At 65.3% G+C, this 22480-nt stretch carries 21 protein-coding genes and 2 pseudogenes; 13 read left to right on the forward strand and 10 right to left on the reverse strand.

What is annotated here, in order from left to right; translation table 11 throughout:
• Nucleotides 1-73: 73 nt before the first annotated feature.
• Nucleotides 74-814, forward strand: coding sequence for a TetR/AcrR family transcriptional regulator (locus AC5Y42_RS18585; protein ID WP_499900059.1), 741 nt, complete (start codon nucleotides 74-76; stop codon nucleotides 812-814).
• Here AC5Y42_RS18585 and AC5Y42_RS18590 read toward each other — a convergent pair.
• Complete coding sequence (locus tag AC5Y42_RS18590) at nucleotides 811-2388, reverse strand: MFS transporter (protein WP_499900060.1); 1578 nt, start codon at nucleotides 2386-2388, stop codon at nucleotides 811-813. The genes AC5Y42_RS18585 and AC5Y42_RS18590 overlap by 4 nt on opposite strands.
• Nucleotides 2389-2490: 102 nt before the next feature.
• Between AC5Y42_RS18590 and AC5Y42_RS18595 the strand changes: the two genes are divergently transcribed.
• Both AC5Y42_RS18595 and AC5Y42_RS18600 read left to right on the forward strand, forming a co-directional pair.
• Entirely contained in the window at nucleotides 2491-3156 is a 666-nt protein-coding gene (locus tag AC5Y42_RS18595) for a TetR/AcrR family transcriptional regulator (RefSeq protein ID WP_499900061.1), read from the forward strand.
• 92 nt (nucleotides 3157-3248) lie between these two features.
• Nucleotides 3249-4796: a flavin-containing monooxygenase gene (locus AC5Y42_RS18600; RefSeq protein ID WP_499900062.1), complete on the forward strand. Its 1548-nt coding sequence runs from the start codon at nucleotides 3249-3251 to the stop codon at nucleotides 4794-4796.
• Here the strand turns inward: AC5Y42_RS18600 and AC5Y42_RS18605 are convergent.
• The 3 genes from AC5Y42_RS18605 to AC5Y42_RS18615 are packed head-to-tail and all read right to left on the reverse strand — an operon-like array spanning nucleotide 4761 to nucleotide 6720.
• Complete coding sequence (locus tag AC5Y42_RS18605) at nucleotides 4761-5321, reverse strand: TetR family transcriptional regulator (RefSeq protein WP_499900063.1); 561 nt, start codon at nucleotides 5319-5321, stop codon at nucleotides 4761-4763. The genes AC5Y42_RS18600 and AC5Y42_RS18605 overlap by 36 nt on opposite strands.
• Nucleotides 5305-5751: an SRPBCC family protein gene (locus AC5Y42_RS18610; protein WP_499900064.1), complete on the reverse strand. Its 447-nt coding sequence runs from the start codon at nucleotides 5749-5751 to the stop codon at nucleotides 5305-5307. Before AC5Y42_RS18610 ends, AC5Y42_RS18605 begins: the two co-directional genes overlap by 17 nt.
• Before the next feature lie 51 nt (nucleotides 5752-5802).
• On the reverse strand, nucleotides 5803-6720 hold the full coding sequence (locus tag AC5Y42_RS18615; protein WP_499900065.1) for a tocopherol cyclase family protein: 918 nt from the start codon (nucleotides 6718-6720) through the stop codon (nucleotides 5803-5805).
• A 226-nt stretch (nucleotides 6721-6946) separates the two neighbouring features.
• Between AC5Y42_RS18615 and nrdF the strand changes: the two genes are divergently transcribed.
• Nucleotides 6947-7921 (forward strand): class 1b ribonucleoside-diphosphate reductase subunit beta, encoded by a 975-nt coding sequence (gene nrdF, locus AC5Y42_RS18620; RefSeq protein ID WP_499900066.1) that lies wholly within the window; start codon nucleotides 6947-6949, stop codon nucleotides 7919-7921.
• Between the two features lie 68 nt (nucleotides 7922-7989).
• On the opposite strand, the pseudogene AC5Y42_RS18625 reads toward nrdF, so the two are convergent.
• Nucleotides 7990-8362 (reverse strand): annotated as a pseudogene (locus tag AC5Y42_RS18625) (tyrosine-type recombinase/integrase); the annotation flags it as partial.
• A 953-nt stretch (nucleotides 8363-9315) separates the two neighbouring features.
• On the opposite strand from AC5Y42_RS18625, the gene AC5Y42_RS18630 reads away from it, so the two are divergent.
• Entirely contained in the window at nucleotides 9316-10254 is a 939-nt protein-coding gene (locus AC5Y42_RS18630; RefSeq protein WP_499900067.1) for a hypothetical protein, read from the forward strand.
• Between the two features lie 465 nt (nucleotides 10255-10719).
• Nucleotides 10720-11385: a hypothetical protein gene (locus tag AC5Y42_RS18635; protein ID WP_499900068.1), complete on the forward strand. Its 666-nt coding sequence runs from the start codon at nucleotides 10720-10722 to the stop codon at nucleotides 11383-11385.
• A 451-nt stretch (nucleotides 11386-11836) separates the two neighbouring features.
• Here AC5Y42_RS18635 and AC5Y42_RS18640 read toward each other — a convergent pair.
• Nucleotides 11837-12153, reverse strand: a pseudogene (locus tag AC5Y42_RS18640) (tyrosine-type recombinase/integrase); the annotation flags it as partial.
• Nucleotides 12154-12303: 150 nt separating this feature from the next.
• Here AC5Y42_RS18640 and AC5Y42_RS18645 point away from each other — a divergent pair.
• Nucleotides 12304-12924, forward strand: coding sequence for a DUF6308 family protein (locus AC5Y42_RS18645; protein WP_499900069.1), 621 nt, complete (start codon nucleotides 12304-12306; stop codon nucleotides 12922-12924).
• A 414-nt stretch (nucleotides 12925-13338) separates the two neighbouring features.
• Here AC5Y42_RS18645 and AC5Y42_RS18650 read toward each other — a convergent pair whose 3' ends face one another.
• Nucleotides 13339-13593 carry a hypothetical protein gene (locus AC5Y42_RS18650; protein WP_499900070.1) on the reverse strand — a complete coding sequence of 85 codons (255 nt, stop codon included), beginning with the start codon at nucleotides 13591-13593 and terminating at the stop codon, nucleotides 13339-13341.
• A 351-nt stretch (nucleotides 13594-13944) separates the two neighbouring features.
• Between AC5Y42_RS18650 and AC5Y42_RS18655 the strand changes: the two genes are divergently transcribed.
• Nucleotides 13945-14289, forward strand: a complete 345-nt coding sequence (locus AC5Y42_RS18655) for a DUF3349 domain-containing protein (protein ID WP_499900071.1) — start codon at nucleotides 13945-13947, stop codon at nucleotides 14287-14289.
• On the opposite strand, the gene AC5Y42_RS18660 is transcribed toward AC5Y42_RS18655, so the two are convergent.
• From AC5Y42_RS18660 to AC5Y42_RS18670, 3 genes are all read right to left on the reverse strand, one after another.
• Nucleotides 14286-15326, reverse strand: a complete 1041-nt coding sequence (locus AC5Y42_RS18660; RefSeq protein ID WP_499900072.1) for an NAD(P)-dependent alcohol dehydrogenase — start codon at nucleotides 15324-15326, stop codon at nucleotides 14286-14288. The two genes, AC5Y42_RS18655 and AC5Y42_RS18660, sit on opposite strands and share 4 nt — an antisense overlap.
• Nucleotides 15327-15425: 99 nt before the next feature.
• Entirely contained in the window at nucleotides 15426-15701 is a 276-nt protein-coding gene (locus AC5Y42_RS18665) for a YciI family protein (protein ID WP_499900073.1), read from the reverse strand.
• Between the two features lie 44 nt (nucleotides 15702-15745).
• Nucleotides 15746-16855 (reverse strand): iron-siderophore ABC transporter substrate-binding protein, encoded by a 1110-nt coding sequence (locus AC5Y42_RS18670; protein WP_499900074.1) that lies wholly within the window; start codon nucleotides 16853-16855, stop codon nucleotides 15746-15748.
• Between the two features lie 154 nt (nucleotides 16856-17009).
• Between AC5Y42_RS18670 and ctaD the strand changes: the two genes are divergently transcribed.
• The 5 genes from ctaD (at nucleotide 17010) to AC5Y42_RS18695 (ending at nucleotide 22471) form a co-directional block, all read left to right on the forward strand.
• On the forward strand, nucleotides 17010-18755 hold the full coding sequence (ctaD, locus tag AC5Y42_RS18675; RefSeq protein WP_499900075.1) for an aa3-type cytochrome oxidase subunit I: 1746 nt from the start codon (nucleotides 17010-17012) through the stop codon (nucleotides 18753-18755).
• Between the two features lie 25 nt (nucleotides 18756-18780).
• On the forward strand, nucleotides 18781-20016 hold the full coding sequence (serB, locus tag AC5Y42_RS18680; protein ID WP_499900076.1) for a phosphoserine phosphatase SerB: 1236 nt from the start codon (nucleotides 18781-18783) through the stop codon (nucleotides 20014-20016).
• Nucleotides 20017-20088: 72 nt separating this feature from the next.
• Nucleotides 20089-20931 carry an ABC transporter ATP-binding protein gene (locus tag AC5Y42_RS18685; protein WP_499900077.1) on the forward strand — a complete coding sequence of 281 codons (843 nt, stop codon included), beginning with the start codon at nucleotides 20089-20091 and terminating at the stop codon, nucleotides 20929-20931.
• On the forward strand, nucleotides 20928-21722 hold the full coding sequence (locus AC5Y42_RS18690; RefSeq protein ID WP_499900078.1) for an NUDIX hydrolase: 795 nt from the start codon (nucleotides 20928-20930) through the stop codon (nucleotides 21720-21722). Before AC5Y42_RS18685 ends, AC5Y42_RS18690 begins: the two co-directional genes overlap by 4 nt.
• Nucleotides 21719-22471 (forward strand): enoyl-CoA hydratase, encoded by a 753-nt coding sequence (locus AC5Y42_RS18695; RefSeq protein ID WP_499900079.1) that lies wholly within the window; start codon nucleotides 21719-21721, stop codon nucleotides 22469-22471. Before AC5Y42_RS18690 ends, AC5Y42_RS18695 begins: the two co-directional genes overlap by 4 nt.
• Nucleotides 22472-22480: the final 9 nt, after the last annotated feature.

The raw sequence follows: 22480 nt of genomic DNA on the forward strand, positions 1-22480 counted from the left end.
CCACTTGATGCACGCGATTCGGCATTTCGTGTGACGTACGTGGCCGCTCGACAGCAAGGTAAAGTTGCTTGGCGTGGTGAGAATCCCCCGGCCCCATCCCGGTGCAAAGCCGGGCGGCAAGGTCGACGCGCGCAGCGAGCGCTGGCGCGAGCACCGCAAAAAGGTTCGGGGTGAAATCGTCGAGGCGGCCTTCCGCGCCATCGACCGGCTAGGACCGGATCTCAGCGTCCGCGAGATCGCCGAAGAGGCCGGCACCGCCAAACCCAAGATCTACCGACACTTCCACGACAAGTCTGATCTGTTCCAGGCGATCGGGGAACGTCTGCGCGACATGTTGTGGGCGGCGGTCTTTCCATCGGTCGACTTCGCCACCAGCTCGGCCCGCGACATCATCCGGCGCAGCGTCGAGGAGTACGTCAACCTCGTCGAGCAGCATCCCAACGTGCTGCGGTTTTTCATCCAGGGTCGCTTCCCGGAGCGGTCCGAGTCCACGATGCGCGCTCTGAACGAGGGCCGCGGCATCACGTTGGCGATGGCCGAGATGTTCAACAACGAGATGCGGGAAATGGACCTCGACGCCGCCGCGATCGAACTCGCCGCGTTCGCCGCGTTCGGTTCGGCGCAATCGGCCACCGACTGGTGGCTGGGCCCCAAGCCCGACAGCCCGCGGCGCATGCCGCACGACGAATTCGTAGCGCATCTGACGACGATCATGATGGGCGTCATCAGCGGCACCGCCGAACTGCTCGGCATCGACCTGGACCCCGATTTGCCGATACACAAGGCGGCGCCGCGCGACACCGCCGCCAGCTAGTCGGCGCGTTCGCCACGGCGGACGAACAGGGCGAGCAGCGCGCCGATGCCGGCCGCTACCGCGGCCACGATCATCGAGGCATGCAGACCGACCATGAACGCGCCGTGGCTGCCCTGCGCCACCGCGTGTGCCAGCGGTGCCGACATGCCGGGAGCCGTCGGCGAAACGCCTTGGGCCACCAACTCTTTGGCAGCTGTCAACTTTGCGGCCACCGGTGCGGGCGTACCGGCGCCGGTGAGCTGGTCGACGAGGACCGAACCGACCCGGCTGGAGAGCACCGAGCCAAGGATCGTCGTGCCCAGCACCCCGCCCAGTTGCACAGCGGTGCTTTGCAGGCCGCCCGCCACCCCGGCGTCGTCGACGCTGGCGTTTCCGATGATGGCGTCCGCGCTGGCCGTCAGCACCAGGCCGATGCCCGCGCCCAGCAGCACAAATGCCGGCCACAGTGCCGAATAGCCGGAATCGGCTCGCAGGAACGTCAACGAGAACAACCCGGCCGCAACGGCAGCCAACCCGACCACCATCGCCGGGCGCGGACCGAATTTCTCGGTGAGCCTTCCGGACAGCGGTGCGGTGACCATCAGCGCCACGCTCAGCGGCAGTGTGCGCACACCGGTTTCGACAGGGGAGAAGCCTTGTACGTTCTGCAGGTACAGCGACAGGAAGAACACCGCACCGAACAGCGCGAAGAAGTCGATGACGACGACGGCGGTGCCGATCGACAGTGACCGGTTGGCGAACAGTCGCATCGGCAGCAGCGGTTCAGCCGTCCGCAACTCGATCAGTACAAACACGGCCACCGCGGCCAAGCCGGCGAGCAGTACCAGCAGAGTGCGGCCCGCCAGCCAGCCCCAGTTCTGCGCCTTGATCAGGCCGAAGACGATCAGGAACAGCCCACCGGACAATGTGGTGATGCCGGGAACGTCCAGACGGTGTTCGCCACCGCTGCGGCTCTCGACGATGGCCCGTCCGCCGATCACCAAGGCGGTCGCGGCGATCGGCGCATTGATGTAGAAGACCGATTGCCAACTGACGTGTTCGACCAGCAGCCCACCGACGATGGGTCCGGCGGCAATCGATACACCGGATGCGGCGCCCCAGATTCCGACGGCGGTGTTGAGCTTCTCGGGCGGGAACGTGGCACGCACGATGGCCAGCGTGCTCGGCATCAAGAGCGCACCAAAGACGCCCTGCAGCGTGCGCAACGCGATGACGCCGGCGACGCTGCCGACTAGGCCGATCCCCACCGACGTTGCGGCGAAACCGAGCACGCCGATGAAGAACACCTGCCGACGCCCGAAGCGGTCGCCGAGTTTTCCGCCGAAGATCAGCAGCGAGGCCAGCGCGAGCATGTAGGCGTCGGTGATCCACTGCAGGTCCGACAGCGATGCCCGCAGGTCGGTGGCGATGCGCGGGTTGGCGATGGCCACCACGGATGCGTCGAGGCCCACCATGATGACGCCGATCGACACGGCGATCAACGTCCACCACGGATTGCCTCGTATCCCGCGGTGGCCGGGCGCCCGATGCCGGGCTCCCCGGGTCATTTCGGGGGCGATAAGGGTGACGGCCATGTATGTGCTCCATTCATATGTGGAGGGTGGTTACCACTTACGTCAGCTCGACGATACGCATAAGTGGATGCCGCCCTCCAGTTCAGCGGGTATGGTTGCCCTGTGATTTCAGGCGCACCCAGGCGCGCGAAGGGAGCCAGGCCACTTCGGGCCGACGCGAAAGTCAACCGGGACCGGATATTGGCCGCGGCCGCCGAGTTGTTCACCGAGCGCGGCCTGTCGGTGCCGCTGGAAGAGATCGCCGGCCGCGCCGGGGTGGGGGTGGCCACGCTCTACCGGCGCTTCCCGACCCGCGCCGATCTGGCGGCCGCCGCGTTCGAGCGCAACATGTCCCGCTACACCGAGGCGGTGGACCGCGCGCTCGCCAATCCTCGCGCCTGGGACGGCTTTCGGACACTGGTCTTCGAGTTGTGCGAGCTACAGGCGAGCGACGCCGGTCTGCGTGATTTGTTGACCACGGCGTTTCCGGCCAGCAGCGTCGTCGAGCAGCGCACCAACGAGACCGTCGAGAAGGTCAGGATGTTGATCGGCCGGGCGCAGGCCGAGGGCGGTCTGCGACCCGATGTGGCCGCCGCCGACATCGTCGTCATGCTGATGGCCAACGCCGGCGTGCTGAGAACCACTGGCAGCGCGGCCCCGGACACCTGGCGCCGATTCGCGGCGCTGATGGTCGACGCGTTTCGCACCTGGCCCGAGACGCCGCTGCCGCCGGCTCCGCCCGAGCAGCAGCTGCGTCAGTCGATCGCCTTGCTCACCGACGGGCGCTGAAGTATCCGGTACCCGCGTTCCCAAGTAGGATCGGCGCTTATGACGCGCGTCGACGACGATGCAGAGCGAAGCGATGAGGAGGAGCGGCGCATATGACAATCGCCGAGTCGGCGCCGGAAACTCAGGCGCAGCAGAGCCCCGTGCATACCCGCGCAGTCATCATCGGGACCGGTTTTTCCGGCCTGGGCATGGCCATCGCGCTGCAGCGCCAGGGGGTGGACTTCGTCATCCTGGAGAAGGCCGACGACATCGGCGGCACCTGGCGGGACAACAGCTACCCGGGCTGCGCATGTGACATCCCGTCGCACCTGTATTCGTTTTCATTTGAACCCAAGCCGGACTGGAAGAACCCCTTCTCCTACCAGCCTGAGATCTGGGACTATCTCAAGGGTGTCACCGAGAAATACGGGTTGCGCCGCCACATCGAGTTCGATTCGCTGGTCGATCGCGGCCACTGGGACGACGACGAGCACCGCTGGCATGTATTCACCGCCGACGGGCGTGAATACGTTGCGCAGTTCCTCATCTCGGGGGCCGGGGCACTGCACATCCCGTCGGTCCCCGATATCGAGGGCCGCGATGAATTCCCCGGTCCCGCTTTTCATTCCGCGGAGTGGGACCACAGCGTCGACCTCACCGGCAAGCGGGTGGCGATCATCGGGACCGGTGCCAGCGCCATCCAGATCGTGCCTGAAATTGTCGGGCAAGTCTCCGAACTTCAGCTTTACCAGCGCACCCCACCGTGGGTAGTGCCCCGCTCGAATCCCGAAATCCCGTCGGCGCTGCGGGCGGCAATGGAAAACGTTCCTGGGCTGCGTCCGCTGGTGCGCGTGGCGATCTATTGGGCGCAGGAGGCATTGGCGTTCGGCATGACCAAGCGTCCCAATGCGCTGAAATTCATTGAGGCGTATTGCAAGTGGAACATTTGGCGCTCGGTAAGAGACAAAGAGCTGCGCCGCAAGCTGACCCCTAAATACCGCATCGGTTGCAAGCGAATCCTGAACTCCTCGACGTATTACGCGGCGGTGGCCGCCCCTAATACCGAAGTGATCACCGAGGGCATCACGCGCATCACGTGCGACGGGATCGTCACCGCGGACGGGATCGAGCACCAAGTCGACGTGATCGTCTATGCCACCGGCTTCCACGTCACCGACTCGTACACCTACGTCCAGATCAAGGGGCAGCACGGCGAGGATCTGATCGATCGGTGGAACCGCGAGGGCCTCGGCGCACATCGCGGGATCACCGTGGCCGACGTGCCCAACCTGTTCTTCCTGCTGGGACCGAACACCGGCCTGGGCCACAACTCGGTGGTGTTCATGATCGAATCGCAGATCCGCTACGTCGCTGATGCGATTAAGACCTGCGACAAGCGGGGAGCGCAAGCGTTGGCGCCGACGCGTGCCGCGCAGGACCGATTCAACGCGGAGTTGCAGCGCATGCTGGGTCCCTCCGTGTGGAACAGCGGCGGCTGCAGCAGCTGGTATCTCGACGAGCACGGCAAGAACACCGTGCTGTGGGGTGGCTACACCTGGCAGTACTGGCTGGGCACTCGTTCGCTGCGGGCCGCCGAGTACCAGTTCTTCGGGGTCGGCGAGGGCTCACGCGCCGCCCGCAAGACCCTCACCACCCAGTAGGCGCGCGAAAGCCGTCGCGGCGGCGTCGACGCCGGCTTCGTCTTCGGTGGCCACCAGGTCCAGCAGCAGTCCACGAGTTACGGCCAGCCCGAGCCTTGCCATGACGGCGTCGACCGTACCGTCGGCAACTTCCTTGACCTCGGTCAGCCAGCCGTCGATAGCGCCGGGAATCATTCGGACGAAAGGCTTTTCGCCTTGGGCGGCGCGGGCATAACACTCAAAGAACAGGCGCTCGAATTGCCGTAGTTCGGGCCGCCGCAGGTCGGTCCACATGGCGGCAAAGCCCTCGGCCGGGTTGGTGGGCAGGTCGCGCAAGAGCGCCATCTGGCGGCGCTCGACGTCCTCGACGATCGCCACCAGCAGGTTCTCCCGAGACCCGAAGTGGTGCAGCAACATTCGATGGCTGGTGCCGACGGCGGCGGCCACGTCGCGCAGCGAACGGTCGCCGACGCCGCCCGCGGCGAACTCCGCGACCAGCGCGTCGAGGAGCTGCCGGCGCCGTTCCGCGTCAGGGGTGCGAGCCATTGGCGCGGCTGAGCTGCTCAGACCGGGCCTTGAGGCCTTGGGCCTCGAGTTTGAGGTAGCGCCTGGTCATCGATCCCATCAGCCGCGCGACCAGAGCACCGAGCGGGCCGCGCTGGTCGAGCCGCTGGCGCACCAGGGTGTGGCCGCCGGGTTGGGGGATCACCTCGTGGCGGGCGGTCGTCGACGCGCCGGGCGCACGCTGCACCCACGTCCACGACGAGCCCGGCTCGACCTCGGTGACCTGCCAGACCAGCTTCGACATGCGCGGCTGCTTGATCGCGAACCGCTTGCCGACCGCGAGCCCGGGGCCGTCCACCGCGGCCAGCGACGTCACCGACGCCGTCCACTCGGGCCAGCGCTCGACGTCGCTGAAGACCTCCCAAACCAGGTGCGGCGAGGCATCGATTTCGACAGTGTCCTCGGTAATCATGTACCAAATGGTACATGATGCGCCGTTCGTTGAACAGTGGCTTAGCGTGCGTCAGCCTGGGCGGCTGCCGACTTCCAAACCCGCCAACTGCGTTGTGCCATCGAAAATGATGCGGCCCCATTCGCGAACCGTGCAGCGCAGCGTGCCGGCCAGATATTCGTAGTCGGCGTCGATGTTGCGGCGTTCTGCGGGCAGCGGTACCGGAAGCACGTGTGGCCCCGCGTCATCGCCACGCCCGTCCAGCTCAACGCGGTAGCGTGCGCTTCGCGCGTCAACCCGCCACCGTCGTCCATCGCAACTGGACGACACCCACGCTGGGGGAGTGATGCGCAGAACCCGATCCTGTAGTCGCACAACAACTCCGGTTACCTCCCGCCGCAGCGGCCCGAACTCCAACAAACCCCCGGAGAACACCACAGACACGTCGGCTTCACCGAAGTCGTGGGCCTGGCCCCACCACCAGCGACGTGGGAAACCCGCTCCCCAATTGCGTTCGCAATACAACGTGGCGTCGGTAAACTGCCAACGTTGGTCTCTACACGTCACCGTTCCCGACGCCTTGGCGTCCAGGCGGTACGGATGCCAGTATTGATTCAAGAAAGGCACCGACGAGACGACTCCACCCCCGGCAAATGCCTTCGGCCACGGGAATTCTCGGGTGACGGCGAGGTCCACCGCGCTGTCGCCGATGGCCATCGCCAGCCGCTTGCCGCTGGCCTCGACGAAGTCGGTGCCCGCGTGGGCGATGACCGAAAATTGCGAGTGGTCAGCACTGACGCCGTCGATCGCAGCAGAACGAACCACGCCGCCCGGATGCAAGGCAATCGCGGCAGTCGACCAGTCGCCATCGGGGTGTCGGTTTGCGCTGCACAGGGCGACTACAACGCGTCCGTCGGCGGGATCGGAAAGTCGCCAGAACCAGCCCTCCATTTCGGTGCCATGCGAGGGCAGCGGATCACCGAACGGCACATCCGCTCCTGTTCGGCGATAGAGGGAAACGAGTCGCTGCGCCGCGTGCGTAACTGGGCCGAGGATGTCCACGGCACTTGCGATACCCCCGCGCGCGGAGGCCGAACCGCCCGGTGACACGACACGGCAACACAACTTCTTGTGTTGCGGCCACTTGTCGCACCCCAGGGGTAGTGTTTGAGGTCCGAACACGGCCAACGATATGTCCTGGTGAAGTGGGGTTCTGGTGACCGAAAAAGTGAAGCTGATCGACCGGGTCTCGGCGATCAACTGGAACCGGGTGCAAGACGAGAAGGACGCCGAGGTCTGGGACCGGCTGACCGGCAACTTCTGGTTGCCCGAGAAGGTGCCGGTGTCCAACGACATCCCGTCCTGGGGGACGCTCACCCCACACGAGAAGCAGCTGACCATGCGGGTCTTCACCGGGCTGACGCTGCTGGACACCATCCAGGGCACGGTCGGGGCGGTCAGCCTGATTCCTGACGCGCTGACTCCCCATGAGGAAGCGGTCTACACGAATATCGCGTTCATGGAGTCGGTGCACGCCAAGAGCTACAGCCAGATCTTCTCCACGCTGTGCTCGACCGCCGAGATCGACGACGCCTTCCGCTGGTCGGAGGAGAACACCAACCTGCAGCGCAAGGCCGAGATCGTGATGCAGTACTACCGCGGCGACGAGCCGCTCAAGCGCAAGGTGGCCTCCACGCTGCTGGAGAGTTTCCTGTTCTATTCGGGGTTCTACCTGCCGATGTACTGGAGCAGTCGGGCCAAGCTGACCAACACCGCCGACGTGATCCGGCTGATCATCCGCGACGAGGCCGTGCACGGCTATTACATCGGCTACAAGTACCAGCGCGGGTTGGCGCTCGAAGACCCCGCCACCCAAGCCGAATTGAAGGACTACACCTACGAGTTGCTCTTCGAGCTCTACGACAACGAGGTGGAGTACACCCAGGACCTCTATGACGAAGTCGGTCTGACCGAGGACGTCAAAAAGTTCTTGCGCTACAACGCCAACAAGGCGCTGATGAACCTCGGTTACGAGGCGCTGTTCCCGCGTGACGAGACCGATGTCAACCCGGCGATCCTGTCGGCGCTCTCGCCCAACGCCGACGAGAACCACGACTTCTTCTCCGGCTCGGGATCGTCGTATGTGATCGGCAAGGCGGTCGTCACCGAAGACGAGGACTGGGACTTCTGAAACCAGCGGTTCAGAGCTGGTATCGACGCGGTGCCGAGCATCGCGATTTTGGGTACTAGCGTCCAGCTTCACCGGTGCCGTGCCCACATTTTGCTCACACTTTCGCGTAAACGGGCGGCGTCCAACGCGGTCGCGACGGCCTCTAGATCATCGTCGAAAAGGTCGGCATAGGTGTCGAGTGTCATCCCTGCCGAGGTGTGCCCCAACATCTTTTGCACCCCCTTGACGTTGGCCCCTGCCCGACGCCGCGAGGCTCGCGGCCGTGTGCCGAAGGTCGTGCGGTGTGGCGTGCGGGGTACCCGACGCCGTCACCGCCTTGGCGAACCACCCCGAGGTCGGGTGCGGCCAGCGTAGATACTCGCCACCGTCGCTCTGCCGCAACAAAGCATCGCGGCCCTTCCCCACGCACTGGCGCGCCAGGTAGGGCACCAGGGCACTCGGACGTCGAACTCGCCCCGGTCGAGGCCTCGGTCGACGACGCGATCAGCTAGGGCAAGATCACGCCAGCGCGGCGGGGCCAACGGGTCGCGCTCATCCAGGCTGACCCCGGCATGGCCGACGTCCATCGTGCCGTCCCTGAAGAGACCGCAATACCGTTGACCGAGCTCGGCCACAACCTCGAACCGTCCGCGCACGCCTCCGGCGACGACGGGTGGCTCTATTGAGCCCGTGGCCGACAAGCCCGGGCCCGAGTTCCCGCGCGCGCCGGCTCACTGCATCTGCGGCACACCGTCAGACCTACGCGAGGACCACGACTACGGGTGTCCGCTCGGGCAATGGCCGACGACGTCGAGTAACTCGATCCCGTCGTCCACATACGACGACTACCCGAGTTGCCCGTACTTCGGGCCCTAATCGTTGCCGCCTGGGTCCTCCACGTTCCTGGCATCGCCTGGGCGGCACCCCCAACCCAATAATGTTTGCCACCCCCGCCACCTGACCGCCGGCGCGGTAGTCAGAATTTTTTTCGAGCCGGTCGAATTTTCGGGTCGGATGCGACACGGATCGAGCGAAAGGCAGTGCCCGAATGCAAATTGCGATGCCATCGACTTCGCTGCCGTTCGTGCATGAGGCTGCATAGGATGCACCAGTATGACGGTGGGTGAATTCGCCGGCGTGCCGCTTCAGGAAGTCGCCGACACCTGGCGCACCGGAGCGGTGTTCCTTCTCAGGAAACCAGCGCTTAGCGATGCGGTGGTGTCATTGAACGGTTGGACGACATCGGTGGTCGCCGGAGAGCGGGCAGTGATTGCTTGCGGTCCCTCGCTTGCGACTGACCGCGCCGAGGCGTTCTCTGATGCCTTACAGGCTGCGAATCAGGGTTTGGACTATATGTCGGCGACCGGGCTCACCCACAGCGTGATCAACGATATGGCCGGCGATTGCATCGTGTGGTGGCCCGATTCGGCGGGCAACACGGTATGCGGGCGTCTCTCGTTATTGCGCATGGGTTCAACGCCACCGCCACCGCCGTCGTCAGTGACGCTGCGGGCAACGTTGTGGCTCAACCAGCACCGCCTGCACCGATGGCGCAGAACGCATTTCGGTTTCTGCGGATGGCTAAGACGTCGGGAGATCTCTTCGACGCATACCGAAACCTGTTTCTCGCCTTCGAGTGCCTGCTCGACGATATTCATCCCCATCAGCGCGGCAGGGAAAGTGACTGGTTCAAGGACGCGTTGGCGGCAGCCGACGTCCTAGTGTCTGTTGCCCGGCTCGCCCCGCCCGGCGAGGCAGATCCGATCGATTGGGTCTACCGAAACATTTACGCCGATGAGCGGTCGGGCCTAGTACATGCCAAGCAGCGACGCACCTATCTGCTGCCGCAGGACGCCTTGAGCCGGGCGGGCCTGAGCGATTCGCTGCAGTTGCTGTGGCGATACGTCCGGGACTTGGTGGCCGAGCATCTGAATGTGAGGTCCGGTAGTTCGTACCTATCCACCGACGGTTGGGCCATGTTCGCCGATCCTGTACTGCGGACGATGGCGTTGTTCGTTTCCGACGACGGGTCACCGATCTGCATCGAGATTCCAGACAGTGCGGTCTTGGATGACGCGTCGACGACGGTCGAATCGCAACTAGGTACGCCGACCGCTGACGCCGACGACCCGATGGTGCGTTTCATCTCGGCGTCATGGGCTCCCGAAGAGTTGCGGGGCTTAGACGGCATCCGGAAGATCGGCGTCAAGTTGCCGGGGCCAGATGCGGCGGTACAGGCGTGGTCCGAGCTAGTGGGTCCGCTGCGGCTGGGCGATTCAGTCGCCAAGTTTGAAGTGACCTATGGCTTGCGGAGCGTCAGCGTAAATGGGGCGCCGGCGGTGTTCTCGTCGTGAAATTCCACGGCGGCCCTGACGCGAAGTGAGCTCTCCGCGTCGTCGAGCATGCTTGCGTCGTGAGCGATGGCCGCGGCGGCGAGCCGGGCATCGCCCCACACGAGGCCGGCGAACGCTCGCTCGACGAGTAGCGCGCCGGCCAACTCGGACATCGGCTCTCGAAATGCCGTGGAGCGGTCGCGGCCTCGGCGACGTTGACGAGGAGCCGTAGCGCGTCGCTTTCGGGGGCGTTTGGCGGATTATTGGTGGCGTAGGTCATGCGAGCAAGCTAGCGCGTCCATAACCGAATTGCCGAGTGCTGGAACAGAAATGATGCGTGTGCACTGATCTGCCCATGTGTCCACTTGTGTTGCGTGTGCGCAACGCGGTGTGTGGGCGCGTGCTACTGCTCTCCGGTCGAGCTGTCTCAGCGGCGCGGCGTGTCCCGTGCGTCGCCGAGGGCCTCGGCGCGAGACAGTGGACGGCATGGATGCGTGGGCGTTAGTGGTGGCCGTGCTGGCGTTCGCGGTGTCGGCCGCGGCGCTGGTGATTGCCTGGTGGCAACTCATATTGCAGCGTGACGCCGCTGGCGGCCGCGGCATCGTGTTCGGCGTTGGCGGACGCCAGCGGACGGTCGACCGGACGGGCGGCGTCGAGACGATCACCGACAGCTACCGCGTGCTGGTCGAACTCGTCGGCAACGACCGTCACCGCGTGGCCATTCACCTAGAACGTGACGGCCGAGAGCTCGAACGTGCGGACCGAGGCTATGTCGAACCGCCCGCGCTCATCCGCCGCATGACGAGCGAGCACGAACCGATCGACTGGCGACTCGAGCTCAGCCCCGACGACGCACGTGACTTGTGGGTGGTGCTGTCGTGGGCGCAACCCTTCGGCGAGGGCCTTCGCACAAGTGGTTTCCGCTGCAAGCTCGACCCGCCAAGCTCCGAATACCAGCAATGGCATCACTATCGGACCTACCGTCCCCGCCGAGCGATTGAGCGATGGGGTGTGCGACGGCACTGGGGTTGGGCTCAGCGATGGTTAGGCAAGCCCCGCCGGCTCGGGGAGTGGCGGCCGTACTACCCCCTAGAACTCAAGCCCGGCCAGAGCCCATTGCATTCGCGGCTCGACCACGACGACGGCGAGTAGCCTGTCGTGCCCACACTGTGCCCACAATCTGTCCACATTTACGGCACAGTCACCGATTTTCCAAGTCCTACTCATATCCGCACCAAAACTGAGCGAAACCCCGGACCGCGGGCACCCGAACTTGGTTGCCGAGCACGGTTCGGCCCGGGGGACCGCTACCGTGAGTTAGGCCAGGTTCTGGGCCAGCCCATCACACAGAATTCGGTGTAAACCGCCGTGCAACCAGGCCAGTGATTTTTCCGGCTCTCCAAGCTCCACGACATGCCAACACCTGAGACAACGGGCCAAGTTTGGCCCGCCGTGGACGAAGCCGAGATCGAACAGCTCATTGACCTCGTGATATTGCGACATTGCGCTCTCCTTGCATCTTCGAATTGGGCCAGTCCGGCGGATGTGCCGAGCTGACGGGAGACAGGTGCTCCTAGAACTTCTAGGGATCTCAGAGGGCGTTTTACAAAATGCGGCCGGTGCGCGGCATTAGTGCCACCCGGGCGTGCGCGTCGTGGAGGGCGGTCGCGACCGCTTCCAGATCGTCGTCAAATAGGTCGGCGTAGATGTCCAGCGTCATGGCCGCCGAGGCGTGGCCGAGCATCTTCCGAACCGCTTTGACGTTAGCCCCGGCCGACATCGCCGGACTTGCCGCAGTGTGTCGCAGGTCATGGCGGATGGCGCCCCGGAATGCCCGACTTGGCGACGGCCTTGGGCGAACCATCCCGATGTGGGGCGGTGCGCCTCAAGTCCTCGACCGTCGTCGCTGGCGACCAATAGGGTCGCCGCGCGGTCGGTCTCGTGAAGGCGCGGCACCGAACACGTAGCGACAGCGCACACCATGACACTGCATTCTGCTGGGAGCGTACGGATTCCTAGCCCGCGCAATTCGTTCCCGGCTGTCGGATCGAAAGGGCAAGATTGCCCACCATGACACGATTCCGCTTCGATCTCGCCGCTTGGTTCACAGACAACGCAGATCAGATCGGCCATGATCTCACCGGTTACTTCGACGGCGGCAAAGAACCGTTTACCGGACGCTGGTTCGACCAATTTGCCGCGATGGGTGATCCCAACCGGTTCGAGGCCTCCGACGTCTTAGCGGTCGAAGCGCTCAAGGTGGTGGTGCCACCCGAGGCCGCCGCCGCGCTGCTGATCACCGACACTGAACGTTTCAACGCCCTACTGCGACAAATTCCCCGTGAGCAAAACCTGTGGGAAGTACGACGCCTGGACGTCAACGTCGGCAGCCCCGCCGAAGACCTACACAGAGCCCTGCGAACACTTCGCGGTGTCGATTGGGTAGTAGCAGGCAAACTGCTGGCGGCCAAGCGACCCAAACTTCTGCCCATCCTGGACAACGAGGTCAACAACTACCTGCAACCCCCCAAAGAGCTGTTCTGGGTGTCGATGCACGACGAACTGTCCGACGCCTCGCGGCGAGAAGCGATCGCAGAAGTCTGTCAAGTCGGGCCCCCGCACGTCAGCCTGCTTCGACGCATCGACGTCGCTCTGTGGCGGGCCGCGAAACGCGGCGTAACCACTACCTGAACTCATGAGGGCGGCGCTCCGAAAATGTTCAGGTGTCTCGATGGATACTCTCCGTGCACCAACCGCGGCTCCCGTCGGCCCAACACAAAGGTGATTTCCTGCAGCAGCCTTCGCTTCCGGAGACTGCCCACTCGCGGCCTAAACTCCAACGCAGAACCATTGTCTCCATGTTGATCTCTGACGATCCCACCGATTTGAACAGTCGCATTGGGTTGCTGCACCTGATGCCGCGGAGCGCCGCTACTCGGTGCCCGACGACGTCATCGAATTCATCGCCCGGTGTCCCACCCGGGATCCGCTGACGCTGATGAGCACCCTAAAAGACGCTGTTTTTTCGCCCGAAAAGAAGGGGTTCCCTGCGACAAATCTTTCGTCGAATCTCTCTTGTGCCGTTGGTTATCCGGGGACAGCACCTTAAGAGATGCACAGGTCGCCAAAGCGGTCACCACCGAGTACTACGGTGTTCCAACCGAAGAACTCAGCAGCCAGAAGGCGTGCGGCAGCGAAATCGTCAACGCCCTCTCGGTCGCAATGTATCTGGCGTTCGAGCTCAGTGAGCTCACGATGCCAAAAGTTGCTGGGCTCTTCGATTGCCCCCTTCACGCCGTCTCTTTTGCATACTTCGAGATCACTGAGGAAATCAGCAAGCGACCCGAGCTCCGCGACCATCTCGATGGGCTAACGCGCCGGATCCGGGAGCGCTTGTCATGCGATGAATAACGCAATGCTTGTGTGCCGCCGTTGCGCTTTCCAGCTGAGGGTGGGAGTAGTCGAGGGCTCTTTGCAGTCGGCAGTCGTTTTGCCAGTTGACCCGTTCCATGGTGGCGTACTGGACGTCGCCGGTAGGTTGAGCGGCCTTGACCGAAATGGGCTGCCTAGACTGAGCGCAGCACGATGAGGAGGAGCGGGGCGATCGGGTGAACCTCACGACGCGAAAGCCTGTGAACGACATATGAATTTCGCGAGCCGGTCTGCGTGTCAGGATGCCCGGGTGACCTTGGCGGCGGCAGACTAGATTCCATGGCCACCACGTCGTTTCTCAGCTCGGTGCTGCGTTGGCTGCAGGTCGGTTATCCCGACGGCGTGCCCGGCCCCGACCGGGTGCCGTTGCTGGCGCTGCTGCGCAGCACACCACTGACCGAAGAACAGGTCGCCGAGGTGGTACATAACATCACTGCCGGCGGATCAAAGGCGTTGGACGGCGGCCAGATCCACCACGACGAGATTGCTGAGTTCATCTCGGACATGACGCACTATGACGCCGGTCCGGAAAACATCCAGCGGGTCGCCGGGATACTGGCCGCGGCCGGCTGGCCGCTGGTCGGCGTCGAGGCCGAAACGGGTGACGACGCTGAAAGCGCTTAGAGCGTCGAGGTGTCGATCACGAAGCGGTAGCGCACGTCGCTGGCCAGCACCCGCTCATAGGCCACGTTGACGTAGTCGGGTTCGATGACCTCGATTTCAGGTGTCACGTTGTGCTCGGCGCAGAAGTCCAACATCTCCTGCGTCTCGGCGATACCACCGATCAGCGAACCGGACAGGCTGCGTCGCCAGGCCGCCAGCGGGAACGCCGGTACTTCCATCGGGTGCTCGGGCATCCCGAGCTCGACCATGGTCCCGTCGACATCGAGCAGCTTGAGGTACTCGCTGAGATCCAAGTTGGCCGAGACGGTGTTGATGATCAGGTCGAAGCCGTCCCGCAACGCTGTGAAGGTCTCGGGATCCGAGGTGGCGTAATAATGCTTGGCGCCCAGCCGCAGGCCGTCTTCCATCTTCTTCAGGGACTGCGACAGCACGGTGACCTCGGCGCCCATCGCGGTAGCGAGCTTGACGCCCATGTGTCCGAGGCCGCCCAGGCCGATCACCGCGATCCGCTTGCCCGGACCGGCATTCCAGTGCCGCAGTGGGGAATACAGCGTGATGCCGGCGCACAGCAGCGGCGCCGCGGCGTCCAGCGGCAGCGAGTCGGGGATGCGCAGCACGTAGTTCTCGTCGACGACGATTGCGCCGCTGTAGCCTCCCTGGGTCGGCTCGCCGTCCCGGTCGACGCCGTTGTAGGTGCCCATCGGCCCGCGCTTGCAGTACTGCTCCAGGCCGGCCAAACAGCTGTTGCACTCGCGGCAGGAGTCCACGAAACAGCCGACCCCGACGCGGTCGCCCACTTTGTGCTTGGTGACCTCCGAGCCCACCGCCGTCACTACGCCGGCGATCTCGTGGCCGGGCACCACGGGGTAGTTCGGTTGACCCCATTCGGCTTTGACGGTGTGAATGTCGGAGTGGCAGATGCCGGCGAACTTGATGTCGATGGCCACGTCGTGTTGGCCCGGCTCGCGGCGGGTGATCGTGGTCTTGGTCAGCGGTTCAGTCGCCGAAGTGGCGGCATAGGCGGAAACAGTGCTCATCACAAACCTCTTGAGTACGCGTATCGAAGCATCAGATTGAGGGGGACCCAGCCAGAATAGCCTAGGTAACCTATGTATCTCTTCCCCGTGAGGGCAATCTCACAGGCCGGGGGCGCGGAATGCCCCGTTGAACGCCACCCGTTGGTAGCGGACCAGCCCGGCCCGCTGGTAGGGATCCGCAGCAATGAGGGCTTCGGCCTCCTCGGCGCTGATGTCGCCCGTGATGAGAACGGCGCCGGTCTGCGATTCTTGACGCCCGGCCAGCACGATGCGGCCGGCCTCGACTTCGTCTTTCAGCCAGGCAAGGTGGGCCGGCCGGGTTCCGTCGATAACGTCGAGAGGCTGCAAGTAGCTCAGTGTCAAGACGTGGAACACAACCGGAAGGCTAGCCCGCGTCCGCCACCGAGCGTCACCGGCCGTCAGTTGATTGGCGCATTGACCCAGCGCAGGTCGTCAACAACACCGCGGGCCGCGACCAGGCCCTGCCCGGTCTGCCACACCTCGTTGTTGACGATGAACACCCGGTTGTCGCGGTAGGCGGATAACTTGCGCCACGCACCGCTCTCCAGCACGGTTGGCGCGCGGTCTTTGGCGGCCGATGACGCGAAGGACACGTAGACAACGTCGGCGTCGGCCGCGCTGAGATCAGGCGTGCCGGCCAGGTTGGCGTCGGTGGTGCCGATCTCGATATAGGGCTTGTCAGTGAAGCGTTGTGCCGGCGGCCGGTCGACGCCGACGGCCTTGAGCACACTGGCCGGGAAGTTGTCGGCGCCATACACCCGCACGCCGTTCTCGGTGAACTGCACGACCGATGCCTGGAAGTGGGCGGCGTCGTGCGCGGCGCCGGTTTCGCCGGCCTTGGAGGTGAAATCGTGGATCAACCCGGCCGCTGCATTGGCACGCCCCGTGGCTGCGCCGATACTGCGCAGGTTGTCTTGCCAGGCAGCCCCGGGTGCCGCGGTGAATACCGTCGGAGCAATGGCCGCCAGCTGCGGATAAAGCTGCGGCGTTGCGGCTTGCGAGCCGAGGATCAGATCCGGCTTGGCCGCGGCGATGCCGGCCACATCCGGAGCGCCGCGGGTACCCACCCCGGGCAGTTGGTGCACGACCGTGCCCAGATAGGACGGCTGGCTCGACGACCCGTCGGGCAAGGCGGCGGAAATGACGCGGGACTGCAGGCCCAGCGCGCACAGCGCGTCGAGCGCATCTCCGGACAGCGCGACGATGCGCTGCGGATCGGCGTGCACGTCGACCACGTCAGGATTCACGCCTGCAGCGTTGTGTGCCTGCCGCATCGATGGGCCCGGGTCGGCCTCTGCCGGTTGGTTTGCACACGATTCGTCGGGTCTGCGCTGGTTGCCCAGCACACCGGCGCCGGCGATCTGGGTGGTGCTGGTGATCACCGATCGCGACGCCTCCGGCGGCGGTTGTCCCCCGGAGCTGCAGCCGGTGCACAGCGTGACCGAAATTGCTGTCGCGCCGGCGGCTGCGGCAAGCAGAACGCCTGGTCGTACACCGCTGAACAGCACGCGTCCGACGGTAACATCCGCGCAGCTCGCGACCAGCGCGACGAGGCTGCCCCGCCAATTACGACAGTTTGTAGGACCCGGGCCGTCACGTGCCCGATCAGAGGTTAGGATTCACAGAGAATCCCGGTGCCTTGTTCGACGTTTGGAGGAGCTCTTGACAACCGAAGCGCCCCCGCTGGGAGAACTCGAGGCCAGTCGCCCCTACCCGGCCCGGACGGGGCCTAAAGGCAACCTGATCTACAAACTGGTGACCACCACCGATCACAAGCTGATCGGCATCATGTATGTCGTCACCTGCTTTGCCTTCTTCTTCATCGGCGGACTGATGGCGCTGCTGATGCGCACCGAGCTCGCCGCGCCGGGGCTGCAGTTTCTGTCGAATGAGCAGTTCAACCAGCTGTTCACCATGCACGGCACGATCATGCTGCTGTTCTATGCCACCCCCATCGTGTTCGGGTTCGCCAACCTGGTGTTGCCGCTGCAGATCGGCGCCCCCGACGTGGCGTTCCCGCGGTTGAACGCGTTCTCCTACTGGCTGTTCCTGTTCGGCGCGTTGATCGGGATGGCGGGCTTCATCACGCCGGGCGGCGCCGCGGACTTCGGCTGGACCGCCTACACCCCGTTGACCGACGCCATCCACTCGCCCGGCGCTGGGCCCGACCTGTGGATCGTGGGCCTGATCGTCGCCGGTCTGGGCACCATCCTGGGTGGCGTCAACATGATCACGACGGTGGTCTGCATGCGCGCCCCCGGGATGACGATGTTCCGGATGCCGATCTTCACCTGGAACATCCTGATCACGTCGATTCTGGTGCTGATGATCTTCCCGCTGCTGACCGCGGCGCTGTTCGGGTTGGCCGCCGACCGGCATCTGGGTGCACACATCTACGACGCCTCCAACGGTGGAGTCCTGTTGTGGCAGCACTTGTTCTGGTTCTTCGGGCACCCGGAGGTCTACGTCGTGGCACTGCCGTTCTTCGGCATCGTCACCGAGATCTTCCCGGTGTTCTCCCGCAAACCAGTCTTCGGCTACACCACGCTGGTGTACGCGACGATGTCGATCGCTGCGTTGTCGGTCGCGGTGTGGGCGCACCACATGTTCGCCACCGGAGCCGTTCTGTTGCCGTTCTTTTCGTTCATGACGTACCTGATCGCGGTGCCGACCGGAATCAAGTTCTTCAACTGGATCGGCACCATGTGGAAGGGCCAGATGACGTTCGAGACGCCGATGCTGTTCTCGATCGGGTTCGCGGTCACCTTCTTGGCCGGCGGTCTGACCGGGGTGCTGCTGGCCAGCCCGCCGCTGGACTTCCACGTCACCGACACCTACTTCGTGGTCGCGCACTTCCACTACGTGCTGTTCGGCACCATCGTGTTCTCGACCTTCGCCGGCGTGTACTTCTGGTTCCCGAAGATGACCGGCCGGTTGCTCGACGAGCGGCTCGGCAAGCTGCATTTCTGGTTGACGTTCATCGGTTTTCACACCACGTTCTTGATCCAGCACTGGGTGGGCGACGCCGGTATGCCGCGCCGCTACGCCGACTACCTGCCCACCGACGGCTTTCAGATGTTCAACATCGTTTCGACGATCGGGGCGTTCATCCTCGGCGCGTCGATGCTTCCGTTCGTGTGGAACGTCTTCAAGAGTTGGCGCTACGGCGAAGTCGTCACCGTCGACGACCCGTGGGGATACGGCAACTCGCTGGAGTGGGCCACCAGTTGCCCGCCGCCGCGGCACAACTTCACCGAACTCCCGCGCATCCGCTCTGAGCGTCCGGCCTTCGAGCTGCACTACCCGCACATGGTGGAACGGCTGCGCGCCGAAGCGCACATCGGCCGGGGACCCCACCCCTCGGGCGGCGACGTCACCGAAGCCGACGACGTGAGCGTTCGCACCTGATGAGCGATAGCGGCTACAGCCGCGGGTGAGTACGCCCGCCAAGGTGCCGGTGCTGATCACCGTCACCGGTGTCGACCAGCCAGGTGTGACGTCAGCGCTGTTCGAGGTCCTCTCCGAGCACAAGGTTGAGCTGCTCAATGTCGAGCAGGTGGTCATCCGTGGCCGGCTGACGCTGGGCGTGCTGGTGTCGGCCCCGGTGGAGGTGGCCGAGGGCCAGGCGTTGCGGGATGACGTCGAGGCGGCCATCCGCCGGGTGGGCCTGGATGTCACGATCGAGCGCAGCGACGATCTGCCGGTGATCCGGGAGCCTTCGACCCACACCATCGTGGTGCTGGGCCGGCCGATCACCGCCGGCGCCTTCGGTGTGGTGGCCCAGGAGGTGGCCGCGCTGGGCGTCAACATCGACGTCATCCGCGGCGTGTCCGACTACCCGGTCACCGGTCTGCAACTGCAGGTGTCTGCGCCGCCCGGTATCGGCGGCAAGCTGCAGGCTGCGCTGACGCGGGTGGCCGCCGACGTGGGCGTCGATGTGGCGGTGGAGGCCTACAGCCTGTCGCGGCGGGCCAAACGGCTCATCGTGTTTGACGTCGACTCGACCTTGATCCAGGGCGAGGTGATCGAGATGCTGGCCGCCCGAAGCGGAGCTCAAGACGTGGTGGCGGCCATCACCGACGCGGCGATGCGCGGCGAACTGGACTTCGCCGAGTCGCTGCAGCAGCGGGTCGCCACGCTGGCGGGTCTGCCCGCCGACGTGCTCGACGACGTCGCCGCTCAGCTGGAGCTCACCCCGGGGGCTCGCACCACGCTGCGCACGCTGCGGCGGTTGGGATTTCACATCGGCGTGGTGTCCGGCGGCTTCCGCCAGGTGATCGAACCGCTCGCACACGAGCTGATGCTGGACTTCGTCGCCTCCAACGAGCTGGAGATCATCGACGGCATGCTCACCGGCCGGGTTGCCGGCCCGATCATCGACCGGGCCGGAAAAGCCAAGGCGCTGCGTGACTTCGCGCACCAGGCCGGGATTCCGCTGGAGCAGACCGTCGCTGTCGGTGACGGCGCCAACGACATCGACATGCTGGCCACCGCCGGGATGGGTATTGCCTTCAACGCCAAGCCGGCGCTGCGGGAGGTGGCCGACGCGTCGCTCAGCTACCCCTATCTCGACACCGTGTTGTTCATTCTCGGGGTCACACGTGGCGAGATCGAGGCCGCCGACGCGGTCGACGGCGTGCTGCGGCGCGTCGATATCCCGCCCGAGTAGCCGACCGGGCAAAGCGCCGCAGTCAGACGACCCGGGGACCGCCAAAGCGTCGCGGTACGGCACGATGGTCAGGTGCCCGAAACCGGAAGTGACGCAGCACACCCCGACCTGCTGGTCGACTTCCGAGAGGTTTCGTTGCACCGCAGCGGCCAGACACTGGTCGGGCCGGTGAGTTGGTCGGTGGAACTCGACGAACGCTGGGTGATCATCGGCCCCAACGGCGCCGGCAAGACATCGCTGCTGCGCATCGCCGCCGCCGCCGAACACCCGTCGTCGGGTGCGGCCTACGTGCTGGGCGAGCGGCTGGGCCGAGTCGACATGTCGGAATTACGCGCCCGAGTGGGATTGAGCTCGTCGGCGCTGGCGCAGCGGGTGCCTGGTGCCGAAATTGTGCGCGACCTGGTGGTCTCGGCGGGCTACGCGGTGCTGGGCCGCTGGCGGGAGCGCTACGAGGACGTCGATTACCACCGCGCGATCGACATGCTGGAAAGCCTCGGTGCCGAACACCTGGCCGACCGCAGCTACGAGACCCTGTCGGAGGGGGAGCGCAAGCGGGTGCTGATAGCCCGAGCGCTGATGACTGATCCGGAGCTGCTGTTGCTCGACGAGCCCGCGGCCGGACTGGACCTGGGCGGCCGCGAGGAGCTGGTCACCCGGCTGACCGATCTGGCCGCCGACCCGGACGCGCCGGCACTGGTGCTGGTGACCCACCACGTCGAGGAGATCCCGCCGGGCTTCAGCCACTGCATGCTGCTCTCCGAGGGGCAGGTCGTCGCGTCGGGTCTACTGGCAGATGTGCTGACCGCCGAAAATCTATCCAGGGCATTCGGCCAGTCGATCGCCGTGGACGTCATCGATGGGCGCTACTTCGCCCGGCGCACCCGCACTCGCGCGGCCCACCGGAGGAACTTATGAGCACCCCGTTGCCCGTGCGGCCCGCGGCCACCGTGATGCTGATCCGCGACAACACGCAAGGACTCGATGTCTTCCTGATGCGGCGGCACGCGGCGATGCACTTCGCTGCCGGAGTGATGGTGTTTCCCGGCGGCGGCGTCGACGAGCGCGACCGCAACGCCGAAATCGCTTGGGCCGGGCCAGGTCCGGGATGGTGGGGCCAGCGGTTCGGTATTGAACCCGACCTGGCCGAGGCGTTGGTGTGCGCAGCCGCCCGGGAGACCTTCGAGGAATCTGGCGTGTTGTTCGCCGGGCCGGCCGACGACCCGGCCAGCGTCGTCGGTGACGCCTCGGTCTACCGGGAATCCCGGCTCGCGCTGGCCGCGGGCACCCTGTCGTTCGCGGACTTTTTGCGCACAGAAAACCTGGTGCTGCACGCGGACCTGCTGCGGCCGTGGGCGAACTGGGTCACCCCGGAGGCCGAACGGACCCGCCGCTACGACACCTACTTCTTCGTCGGCGCACTGCCGGCGGGCCAGCGCGCCGATGGGGAAAACACCGAATCCGACCGGGCCGGGTGGGCCACCCCGGAGGCGGCCATCGAGGACTTCGCGGCCGGCCGGACTTTCCTGTTGCCGCCGACCTGGACACAGCTGGACTCGCTGGCCGGCCACACCGTCGCCGACGTGCTCGCGGTGGAACGCCAGATCGTCGCGGTGCAGCCGGACATGGCGCTCAACGGCGACAACTTCGAAATCGAGTTCTTCGACTCCGACCGCTATAACCAGGCCCGCGGCAAGCGGTGGCCATGAGAGAGTTCGTCAGCGTCCACTCCGATGCCACTCGCCCCGGCATCGCCACCCTGGTGTTCTCGCGGCCGCCCACCAACGCAATGACCCGCCAGATCTACCGTGAGCTCGCCGAGGCCGCCGGTGAGGTGGGGCCGCGCGACGATGTGACCGCGGTGGTCTTATTCGGCGGCCATGAGATCTTTTCCGCCGGTGACGACATGACGGCATTGCGGGCGCTGAGCCCGGCGGAAGTCGACACCTGGATCCGGGCGCGCCGGGACGCCCTCGACGCGATCGTCGCGATCCCCAAGCCAACGGTTGCCGCGGTCACCGGCTACGCGCTCGGTGCCGGGCTGACCCTGGCGCTGGCCGCCGATTGGCGGGTCAGCGGCGACAACGTGCGGCTCGGCGCGACGGAGATCCTGGCCGGGTTGATCCCCGACGGCAGCGGCATGGCGCGGCTGACCCGCACCGTCGGAGTCAGCCGGGCCAAGGAGCTGGTATACAGCGGGCGATTCTTCGACGCCGAGGAAGGGCTGGCCTTGGGCCTGGTCGACGATATGGTGGCCCCCGACGACGTCTACGACGCCGCCGCAGCATGGGCCAACCGCTTCATTGACCGCCCGCAGCCGGCGCTGGCCGCGGCCAAAGCCGGGATCGACGACATCTACGACCTGAGCCGGGCCGAGCGGTTGGCCGCCGAGCGCAGCCGCTACGTCGAGGTGTTCAGGGCCAGCCTCGGCGGCCTCGCCGAGCAGCCCGGCCGATAGGCTGGCTCA

This window comes from Mycobacterium sp. NGS48 (genome assembly GCF_059812585.1).